21 protein-coding genes are annotated in these 23189 nt (G+C 49.5%); 13 read left to right on the forward strand and 8 right to left on the reverse strand.

Translation table 11 applies throughout. The features are described from left to right. Position 1: 1 nt before the first annotated feature. From AC4PCC_RS07110 to galE, 4 genes are all read left to right on the forward strand, one after another. Entirely contained in the window at positions 2–1225 is a 1224-nt protein-coding gene (locus tag AC4PCC_RS07110) for a glycosyltransferase (RefSeq protein WP_492126871.1), read from the forward strand. Then, complete coding sequence (locus tag AC4PCC_RS07115) at positions 1222–2562, forward strand: lipopolysaccharide biosynthesis protein (RefSeq protein WP_492126872.1); 1341 nt, start codon at positions 1222–1224, stop codon at positions 2560–2562. The genes AC4PCC_RS07110 and AC4PCC_RS07115 overlap by 4 nt, the downstream gene beginning before the upstream one ends. A 160-nt stretch (positions 2563–2722) precedes the next feature. Next, a complete protein-coding gene (galF, locus tag AC4PCC_RS07120) occupies positions 2723–3619 on the forward strand; it encodes a UTP--glucose-1-phosphate uridylyltransferase GalF (RefSeq protein ID WP_492126873.1) in 897 nt (298 codons plus the stop codon). Positions 3620–3670: 51 nt separating this feature from the next. Further along, positions 3671–4684 (forward strand): UDP-glucose 4-epimerase GalE, encoded by a 1014-nt coding sequence (gene galE / locus AC4PCC_RS07125; RefSeq protein WP_492126874.1) that lies wholly within the window; start codon positions 3671–3673, stop codon positions 4682–4684. Positions 4685–4740: 56 nt separating this feature from the next. On the opposite strand, the gene rfbA is transcribed toward galE, so the two are convergent. Both rfbA and rfbB read right to left on the reverse strand, forming a co-directional pair. Beyond that, complete coding sequence (gene rfbA, locus AC4PCC_RS07130; protein ID WP_492126875.1) at positions 4741–5613, reverse strand: glucose-1-phosphate thymidylyltransferase RfbA; 873 nt, start codon at positions 5611–5613, stop codon at positions 4741–4743. Positions 5614–5630: 17 nt separating this feature from the next. Further along, positions 5631–6698, reverse strand: coding sequence for a dTDP-glucose 4,6-dehydratase (gene rfbB, locus AC4PCC_RS07135; RefSeq protein ID WP_492127465.1), 1068 nt, complete (start codon positions 6696–6698; stop codon positions 5631–5633). Between the two features lie 483 nt (positions 6699–7181). Between rfbB and rfbC the strand changes: the two genes are divergently transcribed. From rfbC to kdoO, 9 genes are all read left to right on the forward strand, one after another. Next, a complete protein-coding gene (gene rfbC / locus AC4PCC_RS07140; protein WP_492126876.1) occupies positions 7182–7718 on the forward strand; it encodes a dTDP-4-dehydrorhamnose 3,5-epimerase in 537 nt (178 codons plus the stop codon). Next, a complete protein-coding gene (gene rfbD, locus AC4PCC_RS07145) occupies positions 7715–8599 on the forward strand; it encodes a dTDP-4-dehydrorhamnose reductase (protein WP_492126877.1) in 885 nt (294 codons plus the stop codon). The genes rfbC and rfbD overlap by 4 nt, the downstream gene beginning before the upstream one ends. A 116-nt stretch (positions 8600–8715) precedes the next feature. Continuing rightward, positions 8716–9528, forward strand: coding sequence for a glycosyltransferase (locus AC4PCC_RS07150; protein WP_492126878.1), 813 nt, complete (start codon positions 8716–8718; stop codon positions 9526–9528). 74 nt (positions 9529–9602) lie between these two features. Next, entirely contained in the window at positions 9603–10436 is an 834-nt protein-coding gene (locus AC4PCC_RS07155) for an ABC transporter permease (RefSeq protein ID WP_492126879.1), read from the forward strand. After that, the gene (locus AC4PCC_RS07160; protein ID WP_492126880.1) at positions 10426–11763 is read left to right on the forward strand and encodes an ABC transporter ATP-binding protein; all 1338 of its coding nucleotides are present in this window, start codon (positions 10426–10428) and stop codon (positions 11761–11763) included. The genes AC4PCC_RS07155 and AC4PCC_RS07160 overlap by 11 nt, the downstream gene beginning before the upstream one ends. Further along, positions 11760–12902: a GT99 family glycosyltransferase N-terminal domain-containing protein gene (locus tag AC4PCC_RS07165; RefSeq protein WP_492126881.1), complete on the forward strand. Its 1143-nt coding sequence runs from the start codon at positions 11760–11762 to the stop codon at positions 12900–12902. Before AC4PCC_RS07160 ends, AC4PCC_RS07165 begins: the two co-directional genes overlap by 4 nt. Next, positions 12892–15330 (forward strand): glycosyltransferase, encoded by a 2439-nt coding sequence (locus tag AC4PCC_RS07170; RefSeq protein WP_492126882.1) that lies wholly within the window; start codon positions 12892–12894, stop codon positions 15328–15330. The genes AC4PCC_RS07165 and AC4PCC_RS07170 overlap by 11 nt, the downstream gene beginning before the upstream one ends. 271 nt (positions 15331–15601) lie before the next feature. Beyond that, positions 15602–17008, forward strand: a complete 1407-nt coding sequence (gene gnd / locus AC4PCC_RS07175) for an NADP-dependent phosphogluconate dehydrogenase (protein ID WP_345828187.1) — start codon at positions 15602–15604, stop codon at positions 17006–17008. A 525-nt stretch (positions 17009–17533) separates the two neighbouring features. Further along, positions 17534–18427: a Kdo hydroxylase KdoO gene (gene kdoO / locus AC4PCC_RS07180; protein ID WP_492126883.1), complete on the forward strand. Its 894-nt coding sequence runs from the start codon at positions 17534–17536 to the stop codon at positions 18425–18427. Positions 18428–18512: 85 nt separating this feature from the next. Here kdoO and AC4PCC_RS07185 read toward each other — a convergent pair whose 3' ends face one another. The 6 genes from AC4PCC_RS07185 to hisA form a co-directional block, all read right to left on the reverse strand. Then, a complete protein-coding gene (locus AC4PCC_RS07185; protein WP_492126884.1) occupies positions 18513–19628 on the reverse strand; it encodes a succinylglutamate desuccinylase/aspartoacylase family protein in 1116 nt (371 codons plus the stop codon). A gap of 60 nt (positions 19629–19688) precedes the next feature. Next, complete coding sequence (locus AC4PCC_RS07190; protein ID WP_492126885.1) at positions 19689–20486, reverse strand: ABC transporter substrate-binding protein; 798 nt, start codon at positions 20484–20486, stop codon at positions 19689–19691. 68 nt (positions 20487–20554) lie between these two features. Continuing rightward, positions 20555–21031 carry a YbaK/prolyl-tRNA synthetase associated domain-containing protein gene (locus tag AC4PCC_RS07195; protein WP_492126886.1) on the reverse strand — a complete coding sequence of 159 codons (477 nt, stop codon included), beginning with the start codon at positions 21029–21031 and terminating at the stop codon, positions 20555–20557. 53 nt (positions 21032–21084) lie between these two features. Then, positions 21085–21696 carry a bifunctional phosphoribosyl-AMP cyclohydrolase/phosphoribosyl-ATP diphosphatase HisIE gene (gene hisIE / locus AC4PCC_RS07200; RefSeq protein ID WP_067708380.1) on the reverse strand — a complete coding sequence of 204 codons (612 nt, stop codon included), beginning with the start codon at positions 21694–21696 and terminating at the stop codon, positions 21085–21087. Further along, on the reverse strand, positions 21690–22466 hold the full coding sequence (hisF, locus tag AC4PCC_RS07205) for an imidazole glycerol phosphate synthase subunit HisF (RefSeq protein ID WP_067708376.1): 777 nt from the start codon (positions 22464–22466) through the stop codon (positions 21690–21692). The genes hisIE and hisF overlap by 7 nt, the downstream gene beginning before the upstream one ends. Next, the gene (gene hisA / locus AC4PCC_RS07210) at positions 22448–23185 is read right to left on the reverse strand and encodes a 1-(5-phosphoribosyl)-5-[(5-phosphoribosylamino)methylideneamino]imidazole-4-carboxamide isomerase (protein WP_492126887.1); all 738 of its coding nucleotides are present in this window, start codon (positions 23183–23185) and stop codon (positions 22448–22450) included. The genes hisF and hisA overlap by 19 nt, the downstream gene beginning before the upstream one ends. Positions 23186–23189 lie beyond the last annotated feature (4 nt).

Here is a 23189-nt window from a genome sequence, read left to right on the forward strand (position 1 = left end):
GATGAAACTTACATTCTTCACAATGCGATTTCCGGTCTCGTCAGAGACCTTCGTGCTCAATCAGGTCATCCATTTTATCGACAGCGGCTATGACGTGGAGATTATCTCCGTCTTCCCTGGCGATCTGGTGAACCGCCATGGCGCATTCGATCGCTACAATCTGGCAGAAAAAACGCACTATCTGCTGCCGGAAGAGAAGGTGAGCAACGCGGACAAGCTGAAGCAGCGCCTGCAGATTGTGCTGCCGAAAATCCTCAGCCTGACCACATTGAAATCCTTCAATATCGGGCGCTATGGCGCGCAGTCCAGCAAGCTTCTGCTGCCTGCCATCGTTGCCCATGCGAAGAAGACCTTTACCGCCGATGTCTTCCTGGTGCATTTCGGTTACGCCGGTGCGCTGGCGAATAAGCTGCGGGAACTGAATGTGCTGCGGGGCAAACAGGCGACCGTATTCCACGGTGCAGATATTTCCCGCCGGCATATTCTTGAGGAGCATAAGCAGGACTATGCCAACCTGTTCCGCCAGTCCGAACTGATGCTGCCTATCAGCCATCTGTGGGAAAACAAACTGATTGCCATGGGCTGTCCGCCTGAAAAAATTCACGTGACGCGCATGGGCATTGAGCCAGAGAAATTCAATCTGAAAGAGCGTGAGTCGCTGCACTCGCCGCTGCGCATCGTCTCTGTCGCACGTCTGACCGAGAAAAAGGGGCTGGGCGTCGCCGTTGAGGCCTGCAAATACCTTAAGGCACAGGGCGCGAATTTTGAATATACCATCATCGGCAACGGTGACCTGGAAGAGACACTGCGTGACACCATTCGTACGGCACAGCTGGAAGACTGCGTGAAAATGGTCGGATTCAAACCCCAGGAAGAGATTAAGCGCTACCTGGATGAAGCCGACATCTTCCTGCTGCCTTCCCTGACCGCTGCTGACGGCGATATGGAGGGTATTCCGGTTGCCCTGATGGAAGCCATGGCCGTAGGCTTGCCCGTGGTCTCAACCGATCACAGCGGCATTCCTGAGCTCATTGAAAATAACGTCTCAGGCTGGCTGGCGCCGGAAGGCGATGCGAGAGCATTAAGTGACATCCTGTTCAAACTGGCGAAAAGCGATATTGACGTGGCACCGGTCGTAGCGGCCGCACGCGCCAGGGTAGAAACCGAGTTCAATCAGCATATTGCTTATCGCCAGCTGGCACAGCTTTTGGAGCAACTTGCGTGAGTAGTTTAAAACATCAGGCCGCCTGGCTGTTTGGCGGCACCTGTTTCGCCGCCGTATTACAGGTCGTGCAGCTGGGCGTGCTGGCCCGCAGGCTGGAGGCCCATGAACTGGGCGTTCTGGCTATCATCAACGCCATTCTGGCGGTAGCGATGGTGTTGCAGGATATGGGGATGAGCAGCTATATCGTGCATCGCCAGAACATCACCCGGAAAGAGCAGAGCACCATCTACTGGGTTAACGTCCTGTTGAGCCTGATAACCGGGCTGCTGCTGATCGCCATCGCCTGGCCCATCGCACATTTCTATCATATTCCTCAGCTGACCGGACTGATTATGCTCACCAGTCTGAACTTTCTGGTGCTGGGTTCGCTGTCGCAATATCAGGCTCATTTTATTAAAGCCAAAAAGATGGTGCTGCTGGCGAAAATAGAGATGGTCACCAAATTCCTGGCATTTATATTTACCGTTGCCATGCTCTTTTTTACCTCTCTCAACGTTGCCGCTGTTATTTTGGGGCTGTTTTCAAATGCCGCCATGCGTATTCTGTGCATGATTTGGTTTGGCGATAAAGCCTGGCGACCCACCTTTGAATTTGATAAAGCCACTTTTTTCAGCTCGATTAAATATGGCGTCTATCAGCTCGGATCCCAGACGATAAATCAGCTGCGTACTCAGGCCGACTCCCTGATTGTGGGTAAGGTCATGGGAGCCGATATGCTGGGGGTCTATTCTCTGGCAAAAGAGCTGGTGCTTCAGCCACTTAAGCTGGTTACGCCGGTGATCAACCGCCTGGCGCTGCCGCGCTTTGCTGAAAAGCAGCATGAACCGGCGCAGCTTCAGAAGCTGTTCCTGAAAGGCACGCTGGCGATCATGCTGTTTAGCAGCCTGATGTATCTGGCGATCGGCATCCTTTCACCGGTGATCGTGCGGGTGCTTTATGGCAGCGCACATGAAGCCGTCGGCCACCTGATACCGCTGATGCTTCTCTTCGGCATGCTGCGTCCAATGGGCGGCCTGACGGGCGCAATTTCGCAGGCAAACGGACGGACTAACGTCGAGTTTTACTGGAATATTGTGGCAAGCATCATTGTGGTGCTGGTGCTGGCCACCACCTGGCTCTACCCCAACGTCTGGTATGTGGCGCTGACGCTGTCTATTTCTCAGGTGCTCATTTCGGCCTTTGCCCATCCATTCTTTATTAAGCCGGTGATTGGCATCCGCTTTATCCCGTATGCCCGACAGTGGGTCTCGGTTTCAGTGGTGTTTGTCGGCATAATGGCGCTGGTCAGCTACTACAATTTGTTTATTATGCCGGAGTGGTTTAGCGGCTGGTTTTAATAAATTTGAGTTGGACAATAATAAAAAGGCGATCGCTCAGGCGGTTGCCTTTTTTTTTAGTACCAGCGCGGGAAAATTTTCAGATTAAGATTATACTTCCACGGCATCTCTTTAATGCATAATGATTGAACGCTTTTTACTTCATTTATATGGAAAAATTATGACCAAGCTTAAAGCAGTTATCCCCGTTGCGGGTCTGGGTATGCACATGCTCCCTGCTACAAAAGCCATTCCTAAAGAGATGCTGCCGATTGTAGATAAGCCGATGATCCAGTACATCGTCGACGAATGCGTGGCAGCAGGGATCAAGGAAATTGTTCTGGTCACCCACGCTTCCAAAAATGCGGTTGAAAACCATTTTGATACTTCCTATGAACTGGAAGCCCTGCTTGAAGCGCGCGTTAAGCGTTCACTGCTGAGCGAAGTTCAGTCAATCTGCCCACCGGGCGTCACTATTATGAATGTTCGCCAGCCTCAGCCGCTGGGCCTGGCTAACTCCATCCTGTGCGCCCGCCCGATGCTGCATGACGAAGCGTTTGTGGTGGTGCTGCCTGACGTGCTGCTGGATGATTCTACTGCTGACCCACTGCGCTATAACCTGGCCGCCATGGTTGCACGCTTTGAAGAGACCGGCCGCAGCCAGGTTCTGGCGCATCATATGCCGGAAGCCGATCTGTCTGAATACTCGGTCATCAAAACGCGCGACGTGATGGACAACCCGGGCCAGGTCAGCCAAATCGTCGATTTCGTTGAGAAGCCTGAAAACCCGCAGACGCTGAACTCCGATCTGGCCGCCGTAGGTCGTTACGTTCTGTCTGCCGATATCTGGACTGAACTGGAAAATCTGGAGCCGGGCGCATGGGATCGTTATCAGCTGACCGATGCCATTGCCAGCCTTGCGAAGAAACAGCCGGTTGACGCTCACCAGCTTTCTGGCGCAAGCTTCGACTGCGGACGCAAACTGGGCTATATGAAAGCCTTTGTTTCCTGGGGCTTACGCAACAACGCCCAGGGCCGTGAGTTCCGTGAGGCAGTCCAGACCATTCTGGCAAAATAATCCGATATTCGAACATGGCCGCGCCAGTGCGCGCGGTTGCAAGGAGTCAACATGGCTATTTTAGTCACGGGCGGGGCGGGTTACATCGGTTCCCATACGGTTTTGACGCTGCTTGAGCGCGGCGACGACGTGGTAGTACTGGACAACCTGATCAACGCTTCGCGCGAATCCCTCAGCCGGGTAGAAAAGCTGGCGGGTAAAAAAGCCACTTTCATTGAAGGTGACATCCTCGACCGCGCCTGCCTGCGCAATCTCTTTACCCAGCATGATATCTCTGCGGTGATCCACTTCGCCGGCCTCAAAGCCGTAGGCGAATCGACCCGTATGCCGCTGGAGTACTATCAAAATAACGTGACCGGCACCCTTATCCTGCTGGAAGAGATGCGCGCCGCTGGTGTCAATCAGTTTATTTTTAGCTCTTCCGCCACGGTGTACGGCGCGGATGCGCCGGTTCCCTATGTGGAAACCACGCCAATCGGCGGCACAACCAGCCCGTACGGCACCTCGAAACTGATGGTCGAATTCATCCTGCGCGACTTTGCGAAGGCCAACCCGGAATTCAAAACCATTGCGCTGCGCTACTTCAACCCGGTTGGCGCACACGAGTCTGGTCAGATTGGGGAAGATCCTAACGGCATCCCAAACAACCTGCTGCCCTATATCGCCCAGGTGGCCATTGGCCGACTGGAAAAGGTGAATATTTTTGGCGGTGATTATCCCACCAAAGATGGCACCGGTGAGCGTGACTACATCCACGTGATGGATCTTGCCGAAGGTCACCTTAAAGCGCTGGATCATATTGCGTCCATCAGCGGCTATAAAGCCTATAACCTCGGGGCGGGCGTAGGGTTCTCGGTACTGGAAATGGTTAAAGCCTTCGAAAAAGCCAGCGGTCGTACCATTCCTTATCAGATTTCCCCTCGCCGCGACGGCGATCTTGCCGCCTTCTGGGCCGACGCCTCACTGGCAGACAAAGAGCTCAACTGGCGCGTTTCCCGCGGTATCGACCAGATGATGCGTGATACCTGGAAATGGCAGAGTTCGAATCCGCAGGGATATAAGTAGTCATCATAAAAAAGCACAGTAGTTTCTGTGCTTTTAACATTCAAACCTGTCCGGCGTCAGTTTTTCTCATCAATTAAGTTTTGCAGATATTGGCCATATGAAGTTTTCGCCATTAGCCTGGCTTGTGCAGCTACTTGCTCATACTTCAGCCAGCCCTTACGCCACGCGATCTCTTCGAGACATGCGACTTTCATACCCTGACGTTTTTCAATGGTATGGATAAACTGCGAGGCTTCGATAAGGCTGTCATGTGTTCCTGTATCCAGCCAGGCGAATCCACGGCCCAGAAGTTCAACGTTGAGTTGGCCCTTTTCCATATACATTTCGTTCAGCGTAGTGATTTCGAGCTCACCGCGGTGAGATGGTTTAACCTGTTTAGCCATTTCCACGACGTTCTTATCGTAAAAATAGAGCCCGGTGACCGCCCAGTGTGACTTCGGTTTCAGTGGTTTCTCTTCAATGGAAAGAGCTTTGAACTTATCGTCAAATTCAACGACCCCAAAACGCTCAGGATCCATCACCTGGTAACCAAACACGGTTGCTCCTGAAGCTGACTGTGCTGCAGTGTCCAGTTTTTTACCGAAGCTCTGACCGAAGAAAATATTGTCACCTAATACCAGAGCGCAAGCTTCCCCGGCAATAAACTCTTCCCCAATAATAAATGCCTGAGCCAGCCCGTCAGGAGAAGGCTGGACGGCAAACTGCAGCTGCAGGCCAAACTGGCTGCCATCGCCCAGTAAGCGCTGGAAAGAGGGGAGGTCATCTGGCGTAGTGATAATCAAAATTTCCCGGATGCCAGCCAACATCAGTACGGAAAGCGGATAGTAAATCATCGGCTTATCATAAATTGGCAGCAGCTGTTTTGATATCCCACGTGTGATGGGATAAAGACGGGTCCCGGAACCACCGGCTAAAACGATGCCTTTCATAAAATTCCTTAAAGTCGTTACTTGCTTAAACCCAGACGTTCACCAGCATAGGCGCCACTCTGTACACGCTGCCACCATTGTTGATTAGCCAGATACCATTCAACCGTTTTTCTGATGCCGGATTCGAAGGTCTCTTGCGGTTTCCACCCCAATTCACGAGCAATTTTGCCAGCATCAATGGCATAGCGCATATCATGGCCCGGTCGGTCAGTAACGTGAGTAATCAGAGAAGCAAAATGAGAGATGCCTGCAGGTTTCTGCTCAATCAGTTCATCAAGAATAGAGCAGATAGTTTTGACAACCTCAATGTTTTTACGCTCGTTATGCCCGCCGATATTGTAGGTTTCGCCTACCTCACCTTCAGAGACAACTTTGTACAACGCTCGTGCATGGTCTTCAACGTACAGCCAGTCACGCACCTGCAGTCCTTCGCCATAGACAGGCAAAGGTTTACCGGCCAGAGCATTAAGGATTACCAGCGGGATCAGTTTTTCCGGGAAGTGGAATGGACCATAGTTGTTTGAGCAGTTAGTAATAATGACTGGCAGGCCATAAGTACGGTGCCATGCACGCACCAGATGATCGCTGGAAGCCTTTGATGCAGAGTAAGGGCTACTTGGCGCATAAGATGTAGTTTCGAGGAACAGATCGTCTGTGCCGTGTAGGTCACCATAGACTTCATCTGTCGAGATGTGGTGAAAGCGGAAGTCGGTTTTCTGCTCGCCAGCAAGAGAGGCAAAATGCTGTCGTGCGGCTTCCAGTAAGATATAGGTACCGAGGATATTAGTTTCGATGAAAGCGGCGGGTCTATCAATGGAGCGATCTACATGGCTTTCTGCAGCCAGATGCATCACCGAGTCAGGTTGAAATTCAGCGAAAGCCTTTTCCATTGCTGCTGCATCACAAATATCTGCCTGCAGGAACTGATAGCGAGGGCTCTGGGATACGGAAGTCAGAGACTCAAGATTACCGGCGTAAGTCAGTTTATCTACCACTAACACGGTGTTCTGCGTGTCGTTGATAAGATGTCTGACTACAGCTGAACCGATAAAACCTGCACCGCCTGTTACAAGAATTTTCATGATTTGAAGCTCACACTTTTGCTATCGCGAATTTATCCAGCATATTTAGCTGCAGGATCAGAGGACTCACCTGACCTCAGGTCAAGGTTATAAATTATACCTGTAAGGCCATTCTGCTCAACCATATACAGCTAAAAAACGAGTCCCGGCCTGCGGCTTTTCAGCTATATGCTGCTATTTTGTTCCATGTGATAACCATTCTGGCTCAATGTGACGGAGGAGAGTACGTATTTTCTCGTTATGACACGGTGGGGAGGTGAATATTTATTGCTAAAGCAGGCGAGCTGGCATCCTTTGCCTGGATCTTTCGATGGTGGCATGGGTTAAGAAAAAGATTGCCCGGGCAGGGTTCAGCGCGGCCTGAGTTATATGCTAAGATCACTCGCTTAAGATTGCAGGTTTATGCCCTTATAGCCTGACTTTTCGGGATAGTCAGCGTGATATGACGACTGGCGATGGGGCTTACAGATGACGAACGGTGTCCGGATGAATGTGATTGAAACTGCTGTACAAGGTGTAAAACTGATCGAGCCGAAAGTATTCGGTGATGAGAGGGGTTTTTTCCTCGAAACATTTCAAAAAGATCGTTATCAGGAACTTCTGAATATTGATTTAGATTTTGTACAGGATAATCATTCTCGTTCGTCTAAAGGTGTTTTACGTGGTCTTCACTTTCAGACTTCAAAACCTCAGGGAAAGCTCGTAAGAGTGGTTCGCGGGGAAGTTTTTGATGTCGCGGTTGATATTCGTCCAGAGTCTCCAACTTTTGGTCAGTGGGCAGGCGTCTATCTGTCCGAAGACAATAAAAATCAATTTTGGGTACCGCCTGGTCTTGCACATGGCTTCGTGGTTATTTCAGAATTTGCTGATTTTGAATACAAGTGTACAGATTATTATGATCCCAAAAACGAGGGTTGTTTGCTATGGGACGATCCTGAGTTAAATATTAGTTGGCCGGTCACTAATCCTCTTCTGTCTGCGAAAGATGCTGAAGGTAAATTGTTCAGAGAGTTATTCAAATGAAAGTGCTTTTGACTGGTGCATCAGGACAGGTTGGCTCTTGCTTCCGAGCCATTGCTAAAGATGAATATCCTCATGTGGTGTTGCTGGCCACAGACCGCACAACACTGGATGTAACTGATACCGAATCTGTTAAGCAGATTGTTGCTGACTTTAAACCTGATGTTATCTTTAATGCTGCGGCTTATACTGCTGTAGACCGAGCAGAATCCGATACAGAGGGGGCATGGGCAGTTAATGTTAAGGCCGTTGAAAACCTTGTATCTGCAGCCAAAAGTCGTAATGCCTTCCTGATTCATATCTCCACAGATTATGTTTTTAACGGTGACAGTGATGAACCCTTCACTGAAGAACACCTATGTGAACCGCAGAGTGTATACGGTTCAACTAAACTGGCTGGTGAAGTTGCTGCCCTTGCTTATAAAAACTGCATTGTTCTCAGGACATCCTGGGTTTTCAGCGAGTATGGCAACAATTTTCTAAAAACCATGTTGAGATTAGGAAGTGAACGCCGAGCGTTAAGTATTGTTGATGATCAAAAAGGGTGTCCAACTTATGCAGGCGATATTGCCAGAGCAGCCATGGAAATCATTTTCTCTACCAACCGTCCCATGGGCATTTTCCATTACAGCGGTCTGGGAGAAGTCAGCTGGTTTGAGTTCGCCCGTGAAATTCTTCTAAAAGCCCATGTAGCAGGGATGCTTTCCGCTATGCCGGAGCTTTTTCCAATTCCTACCGAGCAGTTTCCAACGCCAGCCAAACGTCCTAAATATTCGGTGCTTAACACCAGCAAAATTGCAGCAGCAGGTATTGAGCCGGTAGCGTGGTCAGTCAGCGTAGATCGGGTTCTGCAAAAGCTGAAAAATGAGATTAAACCATCGTGATCAACTCTATCTGTGCGATTTGATGGATATTGGATAGCGAGTTGAAATATCAGTATGCAAATTCAGATACTGATAGCGGCTGAGGTTTAAATAAAATGTTAAAAAATAGGCCAAAAATGCAAATTGTCGCTTCTGTTGTTCTTTACAAACATACAGTTAAAGACATTGAACCTACCTTGAACTCTCTGCTTGCTGAACCTGCGGTAGACAAAGTTGTACTGGTTGACAACGGTGGGGCTGACTGGGCTGCATCAGTCGATGATCCCAGAGTAGATTATTTGAAAGCTGAAAGTAATCGTGGTTTTGGTGCCGGACATAATATCGCGATGGAAAGGTATCTTGATCAATCAGAATTCTTTTTGATATGCAACCCGGATATTTACTTTCCACCTGGTACCCTTGCTTCAATCTATAACGCAGCAAAACGAAACGAATATAAATTTATATCACCTTCCATTGTCTATCCGGATGGAAGTAAACAATTCAGTTGTCGTCTTTTACCAACACCGGTGAACTTATTTGCCAGGCGTTTTATTCCTTCTTTTGCAAAAGAGCTGGACGAAAAGTACGAACTGCGAAATGCTGATTTTTCCAAGGTATTTACTGTTCCTTCTGTTTCTGGGTGTTTTATGTTGCTGGAGTCAGCTCTCCTGGCTCAATTGGGTGGGTTTGATGACAGATACTTCATGTATATGGAGGATGTTGATCTCTGTCGGCGTGCACTGAAACATACAAATATTGTTTATTACTCTGATGCAACAATCACACATCTTTTTAATAAAGGTTCATATAAAAATAAATACTTGTTATTTCAGCATGTTTTGTCTTCCGTTAGATACTTTAATAAATGGGGATGGTTTTTTGACCGTACCAGACGTTGTAAAAACAGAGAGTGCCTGAACACTTTTCCCAAGAAAGTCGATATTTAAGTATTAATTTCTGAGGTGGCAGTAATGTTTTCAGTAAAAAAAAGGGATATTGCTTTTATTAACTGGGGTGAAAAATGAGTAACCCACATTTGAAACAGAGTTTGTCTGTCAAGGCGATGATTTCCTCAATCAACCGACATAAACAGTTGATCTATCAAATGACAAAACGTGAGGTCGTCGGACGTTACAAAGGTTCGAGCATGGGGCTTGCCTGGTCATTCCTGAATCCATTGTTTATGCTTGCTGTCTATACGTTTGTTTTTTCAGTAGCATTTAAAGCCCGCTGGTCTGTAGGTGGGGATCAGAGTAAGACCCAATTTGCTTTGATTCTCTTTGTCGGCATGATTGTTCACGGCCTTTTCGCAGAAGTTATTAACAAAGCACCTACGATAATTTTGGGTAATATCAACTATGTTAAAAAAGTTGTCTACCCTCTTGAAACACTCTCTGTGATTAGCCTGCTTTCAGCAATATTCCATACTGTGATTAGCCTGATTGTTTTGATGCTGGCATTTTTTATTTTTAATGGTTATGTCCACTGGACAAGTGTATTTCTACCCGCTATTTTCTTACCGCTGGTAATATTTTGTCTGGGACTATCCTGGATGTTGTCATCACTGGGTGTTTATATTCGGGATGTCGGTCAGACAACAATGATCATCACGACGGTGATGATGTTTCTTTCACCAGTGTTTTTCCCCATTACAGCTATTCCTGAAAAATACAGAATTTTTATTATGTTAAACCCGCTAACATTTATTATAGAACAGGCTCGCGAAGTTCTGATCTGGGGCCATGTGCCTAACTGGAGAGGGCTGCTTATTTACACGGGCTGTGCATCTGTTGTGGCCTGGCTGGGCTTTGCCTTTTTCCAAAAAACAAGAAAAGGATTTGCAGATGTCCTCTAATGATTTTGCCGTTCGCATTGAAGGGCTGAGTAAGTGTTACCAAATCTACGACCGCCCTAGAGACAGGCTGAAACAGTTCATTTTACCAAGGGTAAAGCGCTCTTTGGGCAAAAAAACTGTGAACTATTACAAAGAGTTCTGGGCATTACATAATGTTTCCTTTGTCATTAATCGCGGTGAGACGGTAGGTATTATTGGTCGGAATGGTGCGGGTAAATCCACCTTACTGCAGATGATATGCGGTACTTTGTCCCCTACAGCAGGTAGTGTTGAAATTAATGGACGAGTAGCAGCGCTTCTTGAATTGGGAGCGGGATTTAATCCTGAATTCACCGGTCGTGAAAACGTTTATCTCAACGCCAGCGTGCTGGGGATGAGCAAGGCAGAAACCGATGCGAAACTCGATGAAATCCTGAGTTTCGCTGACATCGGTGAATTTATTGACCAGCCAGTAAAGACTTATTCCAGCGGGATGTATGTCCGGCTTGCTTTCGCTGTTCAGGCCTGTGTTGATCCTGAAATATTGATTGTTGATGAAGCTCTGGCTGTCGGTGATATTGGCTTTCAGTACAAGTGTTTTAATCGCATGGCGGCCCTGAAGAAGAAAGGAACTACGATTCTGATGGTAACCCATTCCACGGGGAGCATTTTGGAATATGCAGACCGCTGCATCGTGATGAAAAACGGCGAGTTAATTGCTGACACCACCGACGTGTTAGCCGCTGTACTGGCTTATGAGAAGGGGATGATCCTTTCGCAAGCAGAAACGCCTCAAAGGCCTAAAGTAGATGCTATCAGTAACAACAGCAACGTGTTCACCATTGAAGAATTGCAGCATCTTCAACAAACGGGTATCCACCGGGAAATTGATGAAAAGCGTTTTGGCAACGCACGTGCCATCATAGAATCGATGAGAATCATTAAAGCGGATGGCACTCCTCTTGAAGAAAAGCCAATGGTTAAAGCGGGTGAGAACCTGACTTTTAGTTTCACGTTGCTGGTAGCCGAAGAGATTAAAGAAGCTGTTCTTGGTATTTCATTATCACGTGCACAGGGTGGTGATGTCTGGGGAGATAATAATATTTCAGCAGGGCAACCTCTGGATCTATTGCCGGGTAAATACCAGATCAAATATGAAGTTGCTCTGCCTCTGAATGCTGGTGATTATCTGATCCACTGTGGACTGGCCTCACTTGAGAATGGCCAGCGTGAAGAACTTGATCAACGTCGCCCAATGCAAAAGATCAAGTATTGGGCGCCGCGTGAGCAAGGGGGTGTGCTCTATGCACCGGTTAAAGTCTCTTTCGAAGAGGGGACGACAACATGATAGTTGCATTTCTCCCGGCATTTGCTTTTCGTGGACAAGCGGCACCCTTTCTATGGATATTTTACAAGTTGCTGACCACCTATGGCGATCAACTCCATTTCCTGATCGGTGATGAGTACCGTCACGATCTTGATAAATGGCGTGAGGAAGAGCGCTGGGAGCTACTGGGGGATTCGCAAAAAAGGCAGGGTTACCGCTTACCATCAGAGGCTGAGCTCGCTGAGATGAGTTTCACTTCTTTTAACAGTGATTTTTTGCAAAGAAAATTGTTGGAGAATAATGGCAATCCTAACCAGGCATTTCTTGATTACCTCACTCAGAGTGATACGGCCCTTAAAGCAGAATTTTATAACGCATTAGTGGGTTTGGATCACGTCGAGGTTGTTCTCAACTGGTGTAACTGTCCATCTTTATCAGAGGCTTGTGAAGCGCTGGCAGTGCCGGTGATGAATATGGAGTTGGGACCATTAAGGGGTCCGGAATATTTGTCAACAGCTTACCTGGATTTCAGGGGAGTGAATGGGAATACTGAAGCTGCGGATCGCTATGCGTCAGCCCAGGAAGAGTGTCAACTCAACCTGACAATTAAAGAATTGCGACAATATTTTGCCTTGTCTCCTCAGCCGGAGTTAACCAGTGAGTATAAGTTAGGTGTCGTTATGCAGGTTGAGAATGATTCGAACCTGATTGCTTTTGCTAATGACTTTAATAATCAAGCCTTACTTGATCATGCAAAATTAAATTATGCTGCTGATTTCATTGTGCGCAGCCATCCAGGAAGTGCTTTTCATCTTAATGAGGCACATAATACTGTTGATAACTCTGCCAGCAGCATAGATTTCATTGCCCGATGCGAAAGTATACTTACCATAAATTCCAGTGTCGGGCTTGAAGCTTTATTGCTCGATGTACCGGTTATTATAAAAGGTGATGCTTCATTTAGCTTTATTCTTGCCAGCGATGATAAGCAGGAACGCATCAACAGACTGGGCTTTTATCTTTTTGCTTACCTGGTACCGTATCCACTCATTTTCGATCTGGATTATGTAAGGTTTCGCTTAAGTAAACCCACTGAAAGTGAAATTATAAAGAAACATATCAAATTTTATGAATGTGCAGGTGACACCAATGAATGGTAGTGAAAAGGAAAACTCAATTGCGTCTGAAATTGAAAATGGCGTTAAAGACAAAAAAATCAAAGAGTTGACTTCAGGCATGGCTGCAGTTCATGATGAAAAAAACGCCTTGCAGGATGAAAATGCGGCGCTTAAAGAAATCATTGTAAACCTGAACCAGCAGCTTGAGGAAACAGCGCTTCGGAATCGTGCAGCGCTGTTAAAGCCTTATGATAACAGCGATAAAAAAATCGACGTTATTATTCCTGTTTATGCCGGTTTAGAGGAAACTCAGGAGTGTATTGAGTCAGCCTTAAGCTCAATGCCTGACTGGGCGCAACTGGTTGTCATAAACGATTGTTCGCCTGAACCTGAGCTGACAGCCTGGCTCAGGGAGCGTAGCAATAACAATGCGTTCATTCTTCTGGAGAATGAAACGAATCTTGGATTTGTCGCTACGGTCAACAGAGGAATGCAACTTCATCTGCGTAATGATGTTTTATTGCTTAACAGCGACGTGGAAGTTGCAAATGACTGGTTAGAAAGAATTCGTGAGGCAGCTTACAGTAAACCTCGGGTTGGTAGCATCACTCCATTCTCAAATAACGCCACTATCTGTAGCTTCCCTGACTTCTGCGAAGACAACGAACTTATGTTGGGGATGAATGTCAAAGAGCTTGACGATCACTTCTCGACTTATGGCACCCATGATAATCTGATAGAGATCCCTACTGGCATTGGTTTTTGCATGTACATTCGTCGGGATTGCTTAAATCAGGTCGGTTACTTTGATGTTGAAACCTTTGGGCGTGGCTACGGTGAAGAGAACGACTGGTGCCAGCGCGCAGATAAGCTGGGCTGGAAAAATTATCATCAGTTAAACGTCTTTGCCTACCATAAAGGTGGTGTAAGTTTCGCCGGTGAGCAAAGCCCTCGAAAAATACGTGCGATGGAATTACTGGCTGAGCTTCACCCGAATTATACTGCAGATGTTATGACATTTATAGCTGCCGATCCTGCAAAAAAAGCGCGTCAGCAAATTATGGCCAGGCTGATTTCGGTCAGTTCACTACCCAAAGTTTTGTTGGTCAGCCATAAAATGGGCGGTGGTGTTGTTTCTCACCTTAATGAATTGATCGCTTTTTATAAAAACAAAATTCACTTTTTATTGCTATCACCCGGTGAAAAAGAGGGGACATACTCTCTAGCTTTAACTGCTGAAGGAAACGCGGGTAAAGACCGGATCATTTTTGAGCTTGATAGTGGGATTGATAAACTTACAGATTTACTGAGTTTTGTTGGTGTTGGCTGCATTCACTACCACCATGTAATGGGTTTTGGTAAAGAAATTCTTTCTCTTCATGAAAGGCTTCATTGCAGCTATGATATTACTATTCATGATTATTTCCTGGTCAATGGAAATCCAACGCTGACCGATCGTAACGGACGTTTCTGTGGTGATGATTTAACCACAATGGATGCTTTATGTCTGCAGCACTATCCGGTGCCAATGTATATGCCTCTGGAAACCTGGCGTGAACGTGTTTCTGCATGGTTAGGAGGGGCTGATCGTGTTATTTTCCCTTCGATTGATACTCAGGCGCGTTATGCCCGGCTCTATCCAAGCGAAAAATACAATGCAATCAGTGCATGGCACATCGATCATCATGCAAAGCTAACTGACGTCTCAGTTACTCCACCAGAAAAAAGTAATACGTTAAAAGTCCTGATTATCGGAGCGATAAGCAAAGAGAAAGGAGCTGTATTATTAGAGGAAGTGGCTGTTTCATTAAACGGCCATCCTGTTGATTTCACGTTAATGGGTTATGCTTTTCGACCTTTGAATAGCAATATAAATGTTTTAGGTGGGTATTCTGACGCTGATATTAAAAATATTCTTGCGAAAGTAAATGCCGATGTTGTCTGGTATCCGGCTCAATGGCCAGAAACATACAGTTACACGCTTAGCATTGCCATTGAAAATGGTTTGCCTGTAATAGTACCAAATCTTGGAGCTTTTCCAGAACGTGTTGAAAATCGAGATTTCAGTAAAGTTATTCGCTGGGATATGTCAGTTTCGGCGCTGAAAGCATTTTTCATTCAACTGGCGAATGACCCACAGCGTTTGAATGATCATCAGAATGAATTAAACATTTTGAGTTCTGTTGGCATAGAAAGAGATAAAGAATTTTACCTGAATCATTACATCAAACCTGAATGGAATCGTGAGGGGAAATTGGGGGTCATAGATTATAAGACTCTTATTGCCCATACCGAAGTAATAAGGACAATCAGTGAACAACTGTCCAGGAAAGAGGTTTATCTCGCTAAACTCTGGAAGATTATCCAGCTACCTGGTGTGAAGGTTGTCACTCGCTTAATTCCCTATCGTTTGCAACGATATGTTAAGCGTAAATTATCTAATCGTGCCCTCCACGAAATTGTTAAGTAGATTTAAAGCCCTCGCATTATGAGGGCTTTTTTATTTCAAACTGTAAACAAGATGAAAAACGGCGGTATTTTTTGCTTAACTTTCATCCACTATGCCTGTATTGATTGCGATTACCTGTCAAGTATTAGTCTGGAAAACTAATGGCTATGATAGCTTTGAATGTTAAATTTCTGATGTACAATAGAATAGATAATCTCTAAGGTAGATAGACAGTTCAAGCAATAAAACGAAGGCAAGATAAGCCATTGTTTTTACATGACAGGAGTATGTAATGTCCAAGCAACAGATCGGCGTTGTAGGTATGGCTGTTATGGGCCGTAACCTGGCTCTCAACATTGAAAGTCGCGGCTATACCGTATCCATCTTTAACCGCTCTCGCGAAAAGACTGATGAAGTTATCGCTGAGAACGAAGGTAAAAAGCTGGCTCCATACTACAGTATCGAAGAGTTTGTTGACTCCCTTGAGAAGCCTCGTCGTATCCTGCTGATGGTTCAGGCAGGCGAAGCAACTGACAAAACTATCGCTTCCCTGACCCCACACCTTGATAAAGGCGATATCCTGATCGACGGCGGTAACACCTTCTACAAAGACACCATTCGCCGTAACCGCGAGCTGTCCGAGCAGGGCTTTAACTTCATTGGTACCGGCGTATCAGGTGGGGAAGAAGGGGCGCTGAAAGGCCCATCGATCATGCCTGGCGGTCAGAAAGAAGCTTATGAGCTGGTTGCCCCTATCCTGGATAAGATTGCTGCTCGCGCGGAAGGTGAAGCCTGCGTGGCCTATATCGGTCCGGACGGTGCGGGTCACTACGTTAAGATGGTTCATAATGGCATTGAGTATGGTGATATGCAGCTTATCGCAGAAGCCTACTCACTGCTGAAAAATGCCCTGAACCTGAGCAATGAAGATTTGGCTAAGACCTTCAGCCAGTGGAATGAAGGCGAGCTGAATAGCTATCTGATCGACATTACCAAAGATATCTTCACCAAAAAAGATGAAGACGGTAAGTACCTGGTTGATGTGATTCTGGATGAAGCCGCCAACAAAGGCACCGGTAAGTGGACCAGTCAGAGCTCACTGGATCTTGGTGAGCCGCTGTCGCTGATTACTGAGTCCGTGTTTGCCCGCTATCTCTCCTCGCTGAAAACTCAGCGCGTCGCTGCTTCAAAAGTACTGAGTGGTCCGACGGTTAAAGCCCTTACGGGTGATAAAGCTGAGTTTATCGAGAAAGTCCGTCGTGCACTTTATCTGGGTAAAATCGTTTCTTATGCACAGGGCTTCTCCCAGCTGAAAGCAGCGTCAACCGAGAATAACTGGGATCTTAACTACGGTGAGATTGCTAAAATCTTCCGCGCAGGCTGTATTATTCGCGCACAGTTCCTGCAGAAGATCACTGATGCTTATGCAGAGAATGCTGACATCGCCAACCTGCTGCTGGCACCTTACTTCAAAAATATCGCTGACGAGTACCAGCAGGCGCTGCGTGACGTTGTGGCCTATGCGGTTCAGAACGGTATCCCAACGCCAACCTTCTCTGCAGCTATCGCTTATTACGACAGTTACCGTTCAGCAGTACTGCCAGCTAACCTGATTCAGGCTCAGCGCGACTACTTTGGTGCACATACCTATAAACGCATCGATAAAGACGGTGTGTTCCATACTGAGTGGCTGGATTGATTTAATAAGTTGCTTAACACTCTCAAAACCACAGTTAACACTGTGGTTTTTTTTTATACTTTACATGTGCAAAACTGGAGAGATGTCACCCATTGAATGTTTGTTCCTCCTCGCTGCCTCTTGTCAATCCTGCGAATCATACAAGTATCCCACCCAAACGACCATTCAGCAGTAGCGCTCTCCCGACGGACTGATTATGTCCTGTAAGGAGATAGCTGTTCGCACCGTCCGACTCACTCATCATCTGACAGCACCCGCTATAAGTTATCGGTAGAAGTTTTGAGAGCCAAGCGGTATTACAGTCTGTAATATTAACCCAATGTTACTTTATGATTTTGTGCGTTTTAAATTACTACTAAATGTTACGTTTAGGTTCTGTTTAACTACGAATCCGCGTTCTTCTTATACTTGCCTCAACCTTTTACCTTATGAATTGACCGCATTATCAAATTCATATTTTAAAAATAAATATCCCGGAAGCATGAGTTAAATATAACCATCGGGATAATTGGCAAGGACATTGATATGTCGGATACAAGCATCTCTCTTAATACCGCTACGCTTACTCATCCGCTTTCCCGATGGGGGGCCGAGCGCGCCGAATCCGTTGTTGGCGAGCTGGAACAGGGCAAAGTGATTTATCTGCCACAGCTGGCATTCGCGCTGACCGGGCAGGAACTGGCATTATTGGATCCCGCCATTGTTGATCCTAAGCGTAAGAACATTAGCTATCAGCCTTTGAAGGATAAGCTTACCGGCGTTGCCGCCGCTGAGCAGGAACCGGCCGTGCGGGCGCTGCTTAAGCGCCATTACCAGTCCAGTTTGCAGCTGATCGCTGCTATTCTTCCCGAATATAAGCAGGTGCTGCATACGCCCACTAACAGCCTTCGCGTTCATCCGGTTAAGGCATGGTCGCAAAGTACCTCGTGGCGCAAAGACGACAGCCGTCTGCACGTCGATGCGTTTCCTTCCCGCCCCAATTATGGCGAGCGGATCCTGCGTATTTTTACCAACATTCATCCAGCCGGTGAAAGCCGTAACTGGCGGGTGGGCGAGACATTCCCGTCGCTGGCCGCACGCTTCTTACCACGTCTGAAATCCTACTCGCCGTTGAGCAGCTGGCTGCAAGACGCTGTTGGCATTACCAAAAGCCGTCGCAGCCACTACGATCATCTAATGCTACAAATGCATGACGCCATGAAGGCTGATACTGGTTACCAGAAGCAGGGGCCACAGGTGGCAATCGACTTCCCTACGGGCAGTAGCTGGATCTGCTTCTCAGACCAAACGCCGCATGCGGCGATGGGCGGCCAGTTTATGCTGGAGCAAACCTTTCTGCTGCCGGTTGATGCGATGCAGAACCCCCAGCATTCGCCGTTACGGGTGCTGGAAGGGTTGCTGGGTAAGCCGTTAATTTAATAATCAAGAAGGTGACCTGAGATGGGCTACAGGGCAAGGCCTGTAGCCGGTCAGCGGGAAGGGCAGGCGAGCGTTAGCAAAGCCCTCAGGGCACCAGCAAATCCCCCTCGCGGCAGGCTTCATCCCCTGCCAGACGGGTCACCAGCATACCGGCGGTGGCGAACCGTCCTCCGTTGCGTGCATACAGTCTGCCGCCAAATGCGGCGGTTAGCGGTGTAAGCGTGTCCGTTAACGGGTCGAGGATATCGGCGACCACCTCGCCCGGCATAATCCACTCACCCAGGCTGCAGCGATGAAGTATCACGCCGGAGTGGGGCGCCGTGATGTATTCGCAGCCTGCCAGCGGCACGGCGGGATGCGGCAGCGCCGGCAGGGCGGGTGCTACACCATAAATAAACCCACCCAGGGTCAGGGCGCTGATTATCGCATCGGCGTCTTTCTCTGCCTGAACATGACTGACATCTCTGACGCCCCGCAGCTCCAGCGTCACCGGCAGTAGCCCGTCGGGCAGTGGAAAGCGGTCGCCCAGGGTGCGCAGCAGATATTGCCAGGGTTCGCAGCAGGCTTCATCAAAAGGTTCGCCGCCCGATACCTCGGCGATCAGCTGCACTTCGCTGCCCATATAGCGCGCCAGCGGTTCGATGGCGGGCCAGGCCTGTGGCGTGGTGTAGAGATGCGGCAGGGCTTCCCAGTCGCAGTGCAGATCAATCATCAGGTCCGCCTTACAGGCCATCTGCATTAGCGTATGCCGCTGAGAGGCCAGCTCGGTGACCGGAGGGTGACTGTTGAAGTAGTCATCTATCGCCTGGCGGATTAGCAGGCGATTCTGTTCAGGATCCTGCGTTAGCCGCTGCGTCAGCTGGGCGGCAAGGGCGGGGCCGAGCGCCGGAAACTGGCGATTAAAATCCTGCCCCGAGGTGGTATCAAAGCGTCCCAGGTGTGTGCCATGCCAGTGCTGTCCGAGGGCTATCGGGTTAGCAACCGGCACCAGGGTTATCTGCGCCGCCAGCCGGTCATCGGATTCCAGCGCCAGTAGCTTCTGTTTTAAATACCAGGCCACCGCCACGCCCGGCAGCTCATCGCCGTGTAGCGCGGCCTGAATATAGACCTGGCGGGATGAGGGGTTGCCGAAATGGTAGCTGATGATTTCACGCTGGGTTCCCAGCGAGGCGCTGAGCAGAGGGTGGTGGCGCTGTTGCATGGGTAGATTCGCTTTCAGAGGAGTGAAGAGCCGCAGCCCGCAGGTGCGGCTCAGAGGCTGTTACTGTTTTACCGAGATATCAGTCGCAAAATAGCGCTTCTGGATTGTATCGAAGGTGCCGTTTTTGCGGATTTCTGCATAAGCATTGTCTATAGCGGTTTTCAATTCAGTATCGCCCTTACGCAGGCCGATGGCAGTGCCCGGACCGATAAGCGGATCCTTAACCACCGGGCCGGCCAGCGCAAAATCCTGACCCTGCGGACGCTTCAGGAAGCCAATTGCGGCCTGGGCGGCGTCGGTGAAGACCGCATCAAGACGGCCAGACACCAGATCGCTCTCTACCTGAGCCTGGTCGCCGTAGGGCACCACGTTGACGCCATACGGCTGCCATTTGGCACGGGCATAGCGTTCCTGAATCGTTCCCTGCTCCACGCCAACGGTTTTGCCCTTAAGTGACCCGGCGGTAGGGAGCAGACCGGAGCCTTTACGGGCAATCAGCTGGACGTGGGTATCGTACAGCGGGACGCTAAAATCGATCTGTTTCATGCGCTCTTCGGTGATGCCCATATCCGACAGAATGCCGTCAAACTTCCGCGCCTTCAGCGCCGGGATCATCCCGTCAAACTGATTCTCGACCCATACGCACTTAGCCTGCATCTGTTCGCAGAGGGCGTTGCCGAGATCGATATCAAAACCGACCAGCTTGCCCTGTGGCGTCTTCGACTCAAAGGGTGGGTAGCTCGGGTCAACCGCGAAGCGAACCTGTTCAATTTTACCCTGAGCGCCGAATGCACAACCGGTCATAACCATCAGGGCGGCCGCCTGGCGCAGACGGGTAGAAAGCGAGAATTTTGCCATAAGTCCTTTCTTATCAATAAGTTTACGCAAGTTAACAGATTAACCGCCTGTTGGCGGTACGTGAATCGCTATTTAATAATGTTTGCCCGTTCGCAGGACGTAACGCGCTGGTAGTCCTGCACGTTAAGCACCATGGATTTTTCCAGCAGTCCGGCATTAAAAGCGATCTCAGTGTTACGCTCGAAAAGCGCAGGATCGACCACCAGTTTCAGCTCCTCGTGGAAGCTGAACGGCGGGATAGCGCCGAAGACGCAGCCGGTCAGACGATCCACCTCTGGCGGGCTGGCCAGTGACGCGCGCAGACCGCCTACCGCTCTGGCGACCTTGCTTAAATCTGCCTGCTCATCGGCGGGAAGGACGGACAGCACGTACTGCTTTATGCCGTTCCCCTTGATATGACAAACCAGCGCCTTGGCGCCCTGACCGACGGTGGTGCCGCGGATGGCTGCCACCTCTTCACATTTTCCGGTGGGCTCATGCTCCATCAGTGTGTAGCTGGCCTGCTGACTGTCGAGCAGGGCGGTAAGTTTCTCGAAGGTGCTCATCGCTCTCCCCAGTGTGGAAGGCCGGTTGCCCGGCCTTATCGGTGAAATCTGGCTTATTTATGACGCTGGCGCAGGTTGTTGATGACCGTGCTGAGATCCAAATCCTGATCCTGGAGCAGCACCAGCAGATGATAAATCAGGTCGGAGGCTTCATTGGTCAGTTCATGACGGTCATTGACGGTAGCCGCCAGCGCCGTTTCCACACCTTCTTCGCCTACCTTCTGCGCGATACGCTTGGTGCCGCTGGCATACAGGCTGGCGGTATAGGAGCTTTTGGGATCCGCGTGCTTGCGCTCTGCCAGCAGCTGTTCAAGCTGATACAGAAAGCTCCAGTCTGATGCCGCGGGGGAGAAGCAGCTGGATGTGCCAAGATGGCAGGTTGGGCCAACAGGATTAACCAGCAGCAGCAGCGTGTCGTTATCGCAGTCCGGCGTGATACTGACCACGTTGAGGACATTTCCTGAGGTTTCCCCCTTGGTCCACAGCCGCTGTTTAGTGCGCGACCAGAAGGTCACCTGCCCGCTTTCAAGCGTTTTACTGAGCGCCTCCTGGTTCATATAACCGTGCATCAGCACTTCACCCGAAACGGCATGCTGCACGATGGCCGGCATCATGCCGTCGGTTTTGACCCAGTCCAGCTGGTCTGTCTGTTGTTGAGTTAACACGCGCGAATCTCCACACCTTTTTCAATCAGAAACTTTTTCAGCTCAGCGATATTGATAATTTGCTTATGGAATACCGAAGCCGCCAGCGCGCCGTCCACATCGGCATCGCGGAAGGCCTGGTGGAAATGTTCCATAGTGCCCGCCCCGCCAGAGGCGATCAGCGGCACGTTGCAAACCTCACGCACCTTTTTCAGCTGCACCAGATCGTAGCCATTACGCACGCCGTCCTGATTCATCATATTTAAGACAATCTCACCCGCGCCGCGCTTTTGTACTTCCTGTACCCAGTCCAGCGTCTGCCAGGTCGTGACCTGCGTACGGCGTTCGTCACCGGTATACTGGTTGACCTGATACTGCCCGCTCTTTGCGTCGAACCAGGTGTCAATACCCACCACAATGCACTGCACGCCGAAGCGATCTGCCAGGCGGGTAATCAGCTCCGGATCGGCCAGCGCCGGGGAGTTGATGGAAATCTTGTCTGCGCCGAAGGAGAGGATCTGCGCCGCGTCTTCAATCGTCTTAATGCCGCCCGCCACGCAAAACGGGATATCAATGACTTCCGCTACGCGAGAGACCCAGCTTTTATCCACCACGCGGCCATCGGACGACGCGGTAATATCATAGAAGACCAGCTCATCGGCCCCTTCCGCCGCGTAGCGCTGCGCCAGCGGCACGATATCGCCAATAATTTCATGATTGCGAAACTGCACGCCCTTGACGACCTGGCCGTCTCGCACGTCCAGGCAGGGGATTATCCGTTTTGCCAGCATGAAATGGCCTCCGTTACGGTGAATTTATTCTCAAGCAGGGCGCGGCCAACAATGACGCCCTGTGCTCCGCTGCCGCGCAGGGCAGCAATATCGTTAAGTGAACCAATACCGCCGGAAGACTGGAAGGCAACCGACGGATAGCGAGCGGAGACTTCACGATAGAGCGCCACGTTCGATCCGCTGAGCGTACCGTCGCGGGAGATATCGGTGCACAGTACGTGCTTCAGGCCTACCGCCTCAAACTGCCCAATCACCTCTTCAAGCGTGACGCCAGCCGCTTCCTGCCAGCCGCTGATCGCCACCTCTTTACGGTTATCGGCATCGATGCGCACGTCCAGCGCCAGCACAATGGCTTCAGCGCCGTATTCTTTGAACCAGCTCTGCACCGCTTCCGGCTCTTTTATCGCCGTTGAGCCGACCACAACGCGTGTGGCACCCGCTTCCAGCAGCGCGTCAACGTCGCGACGGCTGCGGATACCGCCGCCCACCTGAACCGGTACGCTGACGCCCGCCAGCAGTTTTTTTAGCAGCGGGATCTGCCGTGCGGCGGGATCCTTTGCGCCGGTCAGATCCACCAGGTGCAGCACGCTTGCCCCTTCGGCCTTGTATGCCTGCAGGCGCGGCAGGGGATCGCGGCCGTAGTCGCGCTGTTGGCCGTAGTCGCCCTGATGCAGACGCACGACCTTGCCCTCAATCAAATCTAATGCGGGAATAATCATGCCG

Source organism: Erwinia sp. L03-1, from assembly GCF_058686115.1.

Excerpts from the sequence above, each read along its gene's own strand:
- AC4PCC_RS07190 (WP_492126885.1), bottom strand. The coding sequence starts at position 20,486 with ATGGCAAAATTCTCGCTTTCTACCCGTCTGCGCCAGGCGGCCGCCCTG.
- AC4PCC_RS07150 (WP_492126878.1), top strand. The coding sequence starts at position 8,716 with ATGCAAATTGTCGCTTCTGTTGTTCTTTACAAACATACAGTTAAAGAC.
- galE (WP_492126874.1), top strand. The coding sequence starts at position 3,671 with ATGGCTATTTTAGTCACGGGCGGGGCGGGTTACATCGGTTCCCATACG.
- gnd (WP_345828187.1), top strand. The coding sequence starts at position 15,602 with ATGTCCAAGCAACAGATCGGCGTTGTAGGTATGGCTGTTATGGGCCGT.
- AC4PCC_RS07165 (WP_492126881.1), top strand. The coding sequence starts at position 11,760 with ATGATAGTTGCATTTCTCCCGGCATTTGCTTTTCGTGGACAAGCGGCA.
- hisA (WP_492126887.1), bottom strand. The coding sequence starts at position 23,185 with ATGATTATTCCCGCATTAGATTTGATTGAGGGCAAGGTCGTGCGTCTG.
- AC4PCC_RS07155 (WP_492126879.1), top strand. The coding sequence starts at position 9,603 with ATGAGTAACCCACATTTGAAACAGAGTTTGTCTGTCAAGGCGATGATT.
- kdoO (WP_492126883.1), top strand. The coding sequence starts at position 17,534 with ATGTCGGATACAAGCATCTCTCTTAATACCGCTACGCTTACTCATCCG.
- rfbD (WP_492126877.1), top strand. The coding sequence starts at position 7,715 with ATGAAAGTGCTTTTGACTGGTGCATCAGGACAGGTTGGCTCTTGCTTC.
- galF (WP_492126873.1), top strand. The coding sequence starts at position 2,723 with ATGACCAAGCTTAAAGCAGTTATCCCCGTTGCGGGTCTGGGTATGCAC.
- rfbC (WP_492126876.1), top strand. The coding sequence starts at position 7,182 with ATGAATGTGATTGAAACTGCTGTACAAGGTGTAAAACTGATCGAGCCG.
- AC4PCC_RS07160 (WP_492126880.1), top strand. The coding sequence starts at position 10,426 with ATGTCCTCTAATGATTTTGCCGTTCGCATTGAAGGGCTGAGTAAGTGT.
- AC4PCC_RS07185 (WP_492126884.1), bottom strand. The coding sequence starts at position 19,628 with ATGCAACAGCGCCACCACCCTCTGCTCAGCGCCTCGCTGGGAACCCAG.
- hisF (WP_067708376.1), bottom strand. The coding sequence starts at position 22,466 with ATGCTGGCAAAACGGATAATCCCCTGCCTGGACGTGCGAGACGGCCAG.
- AC4PCC_RS07195 (WP_492126886.1), bottom strand. The coding sequence starts at position 21,031 with ATGAGCACCTTCGAGAAACTTACCGCCCTGCTCGACAGTCAGCAGGCC.
- rfbA (WP_492126875.1), bottom strand. The coding sequence starts at position 5,613 with ATGAAAGGCATCGTTTTAGCCGGTGGTTCCGGGACCCGTCTTTATCCC.
- AC4PCC_RS07170 (WP_492126882.1), top strand. The coding sequence starts at position 12,892 with ATGAATGGTAGTGAAAAGGAAAACTCAATTGCGTCTGAAATTGAAAAT.
- AC4PCC_RS07110 (WP_492126871.1), top strand. The coding sequence starts at position 2 with ATGAAACTTACATTCTTCACAATGCGATTTCCGGTCTCGTCAGAGACC.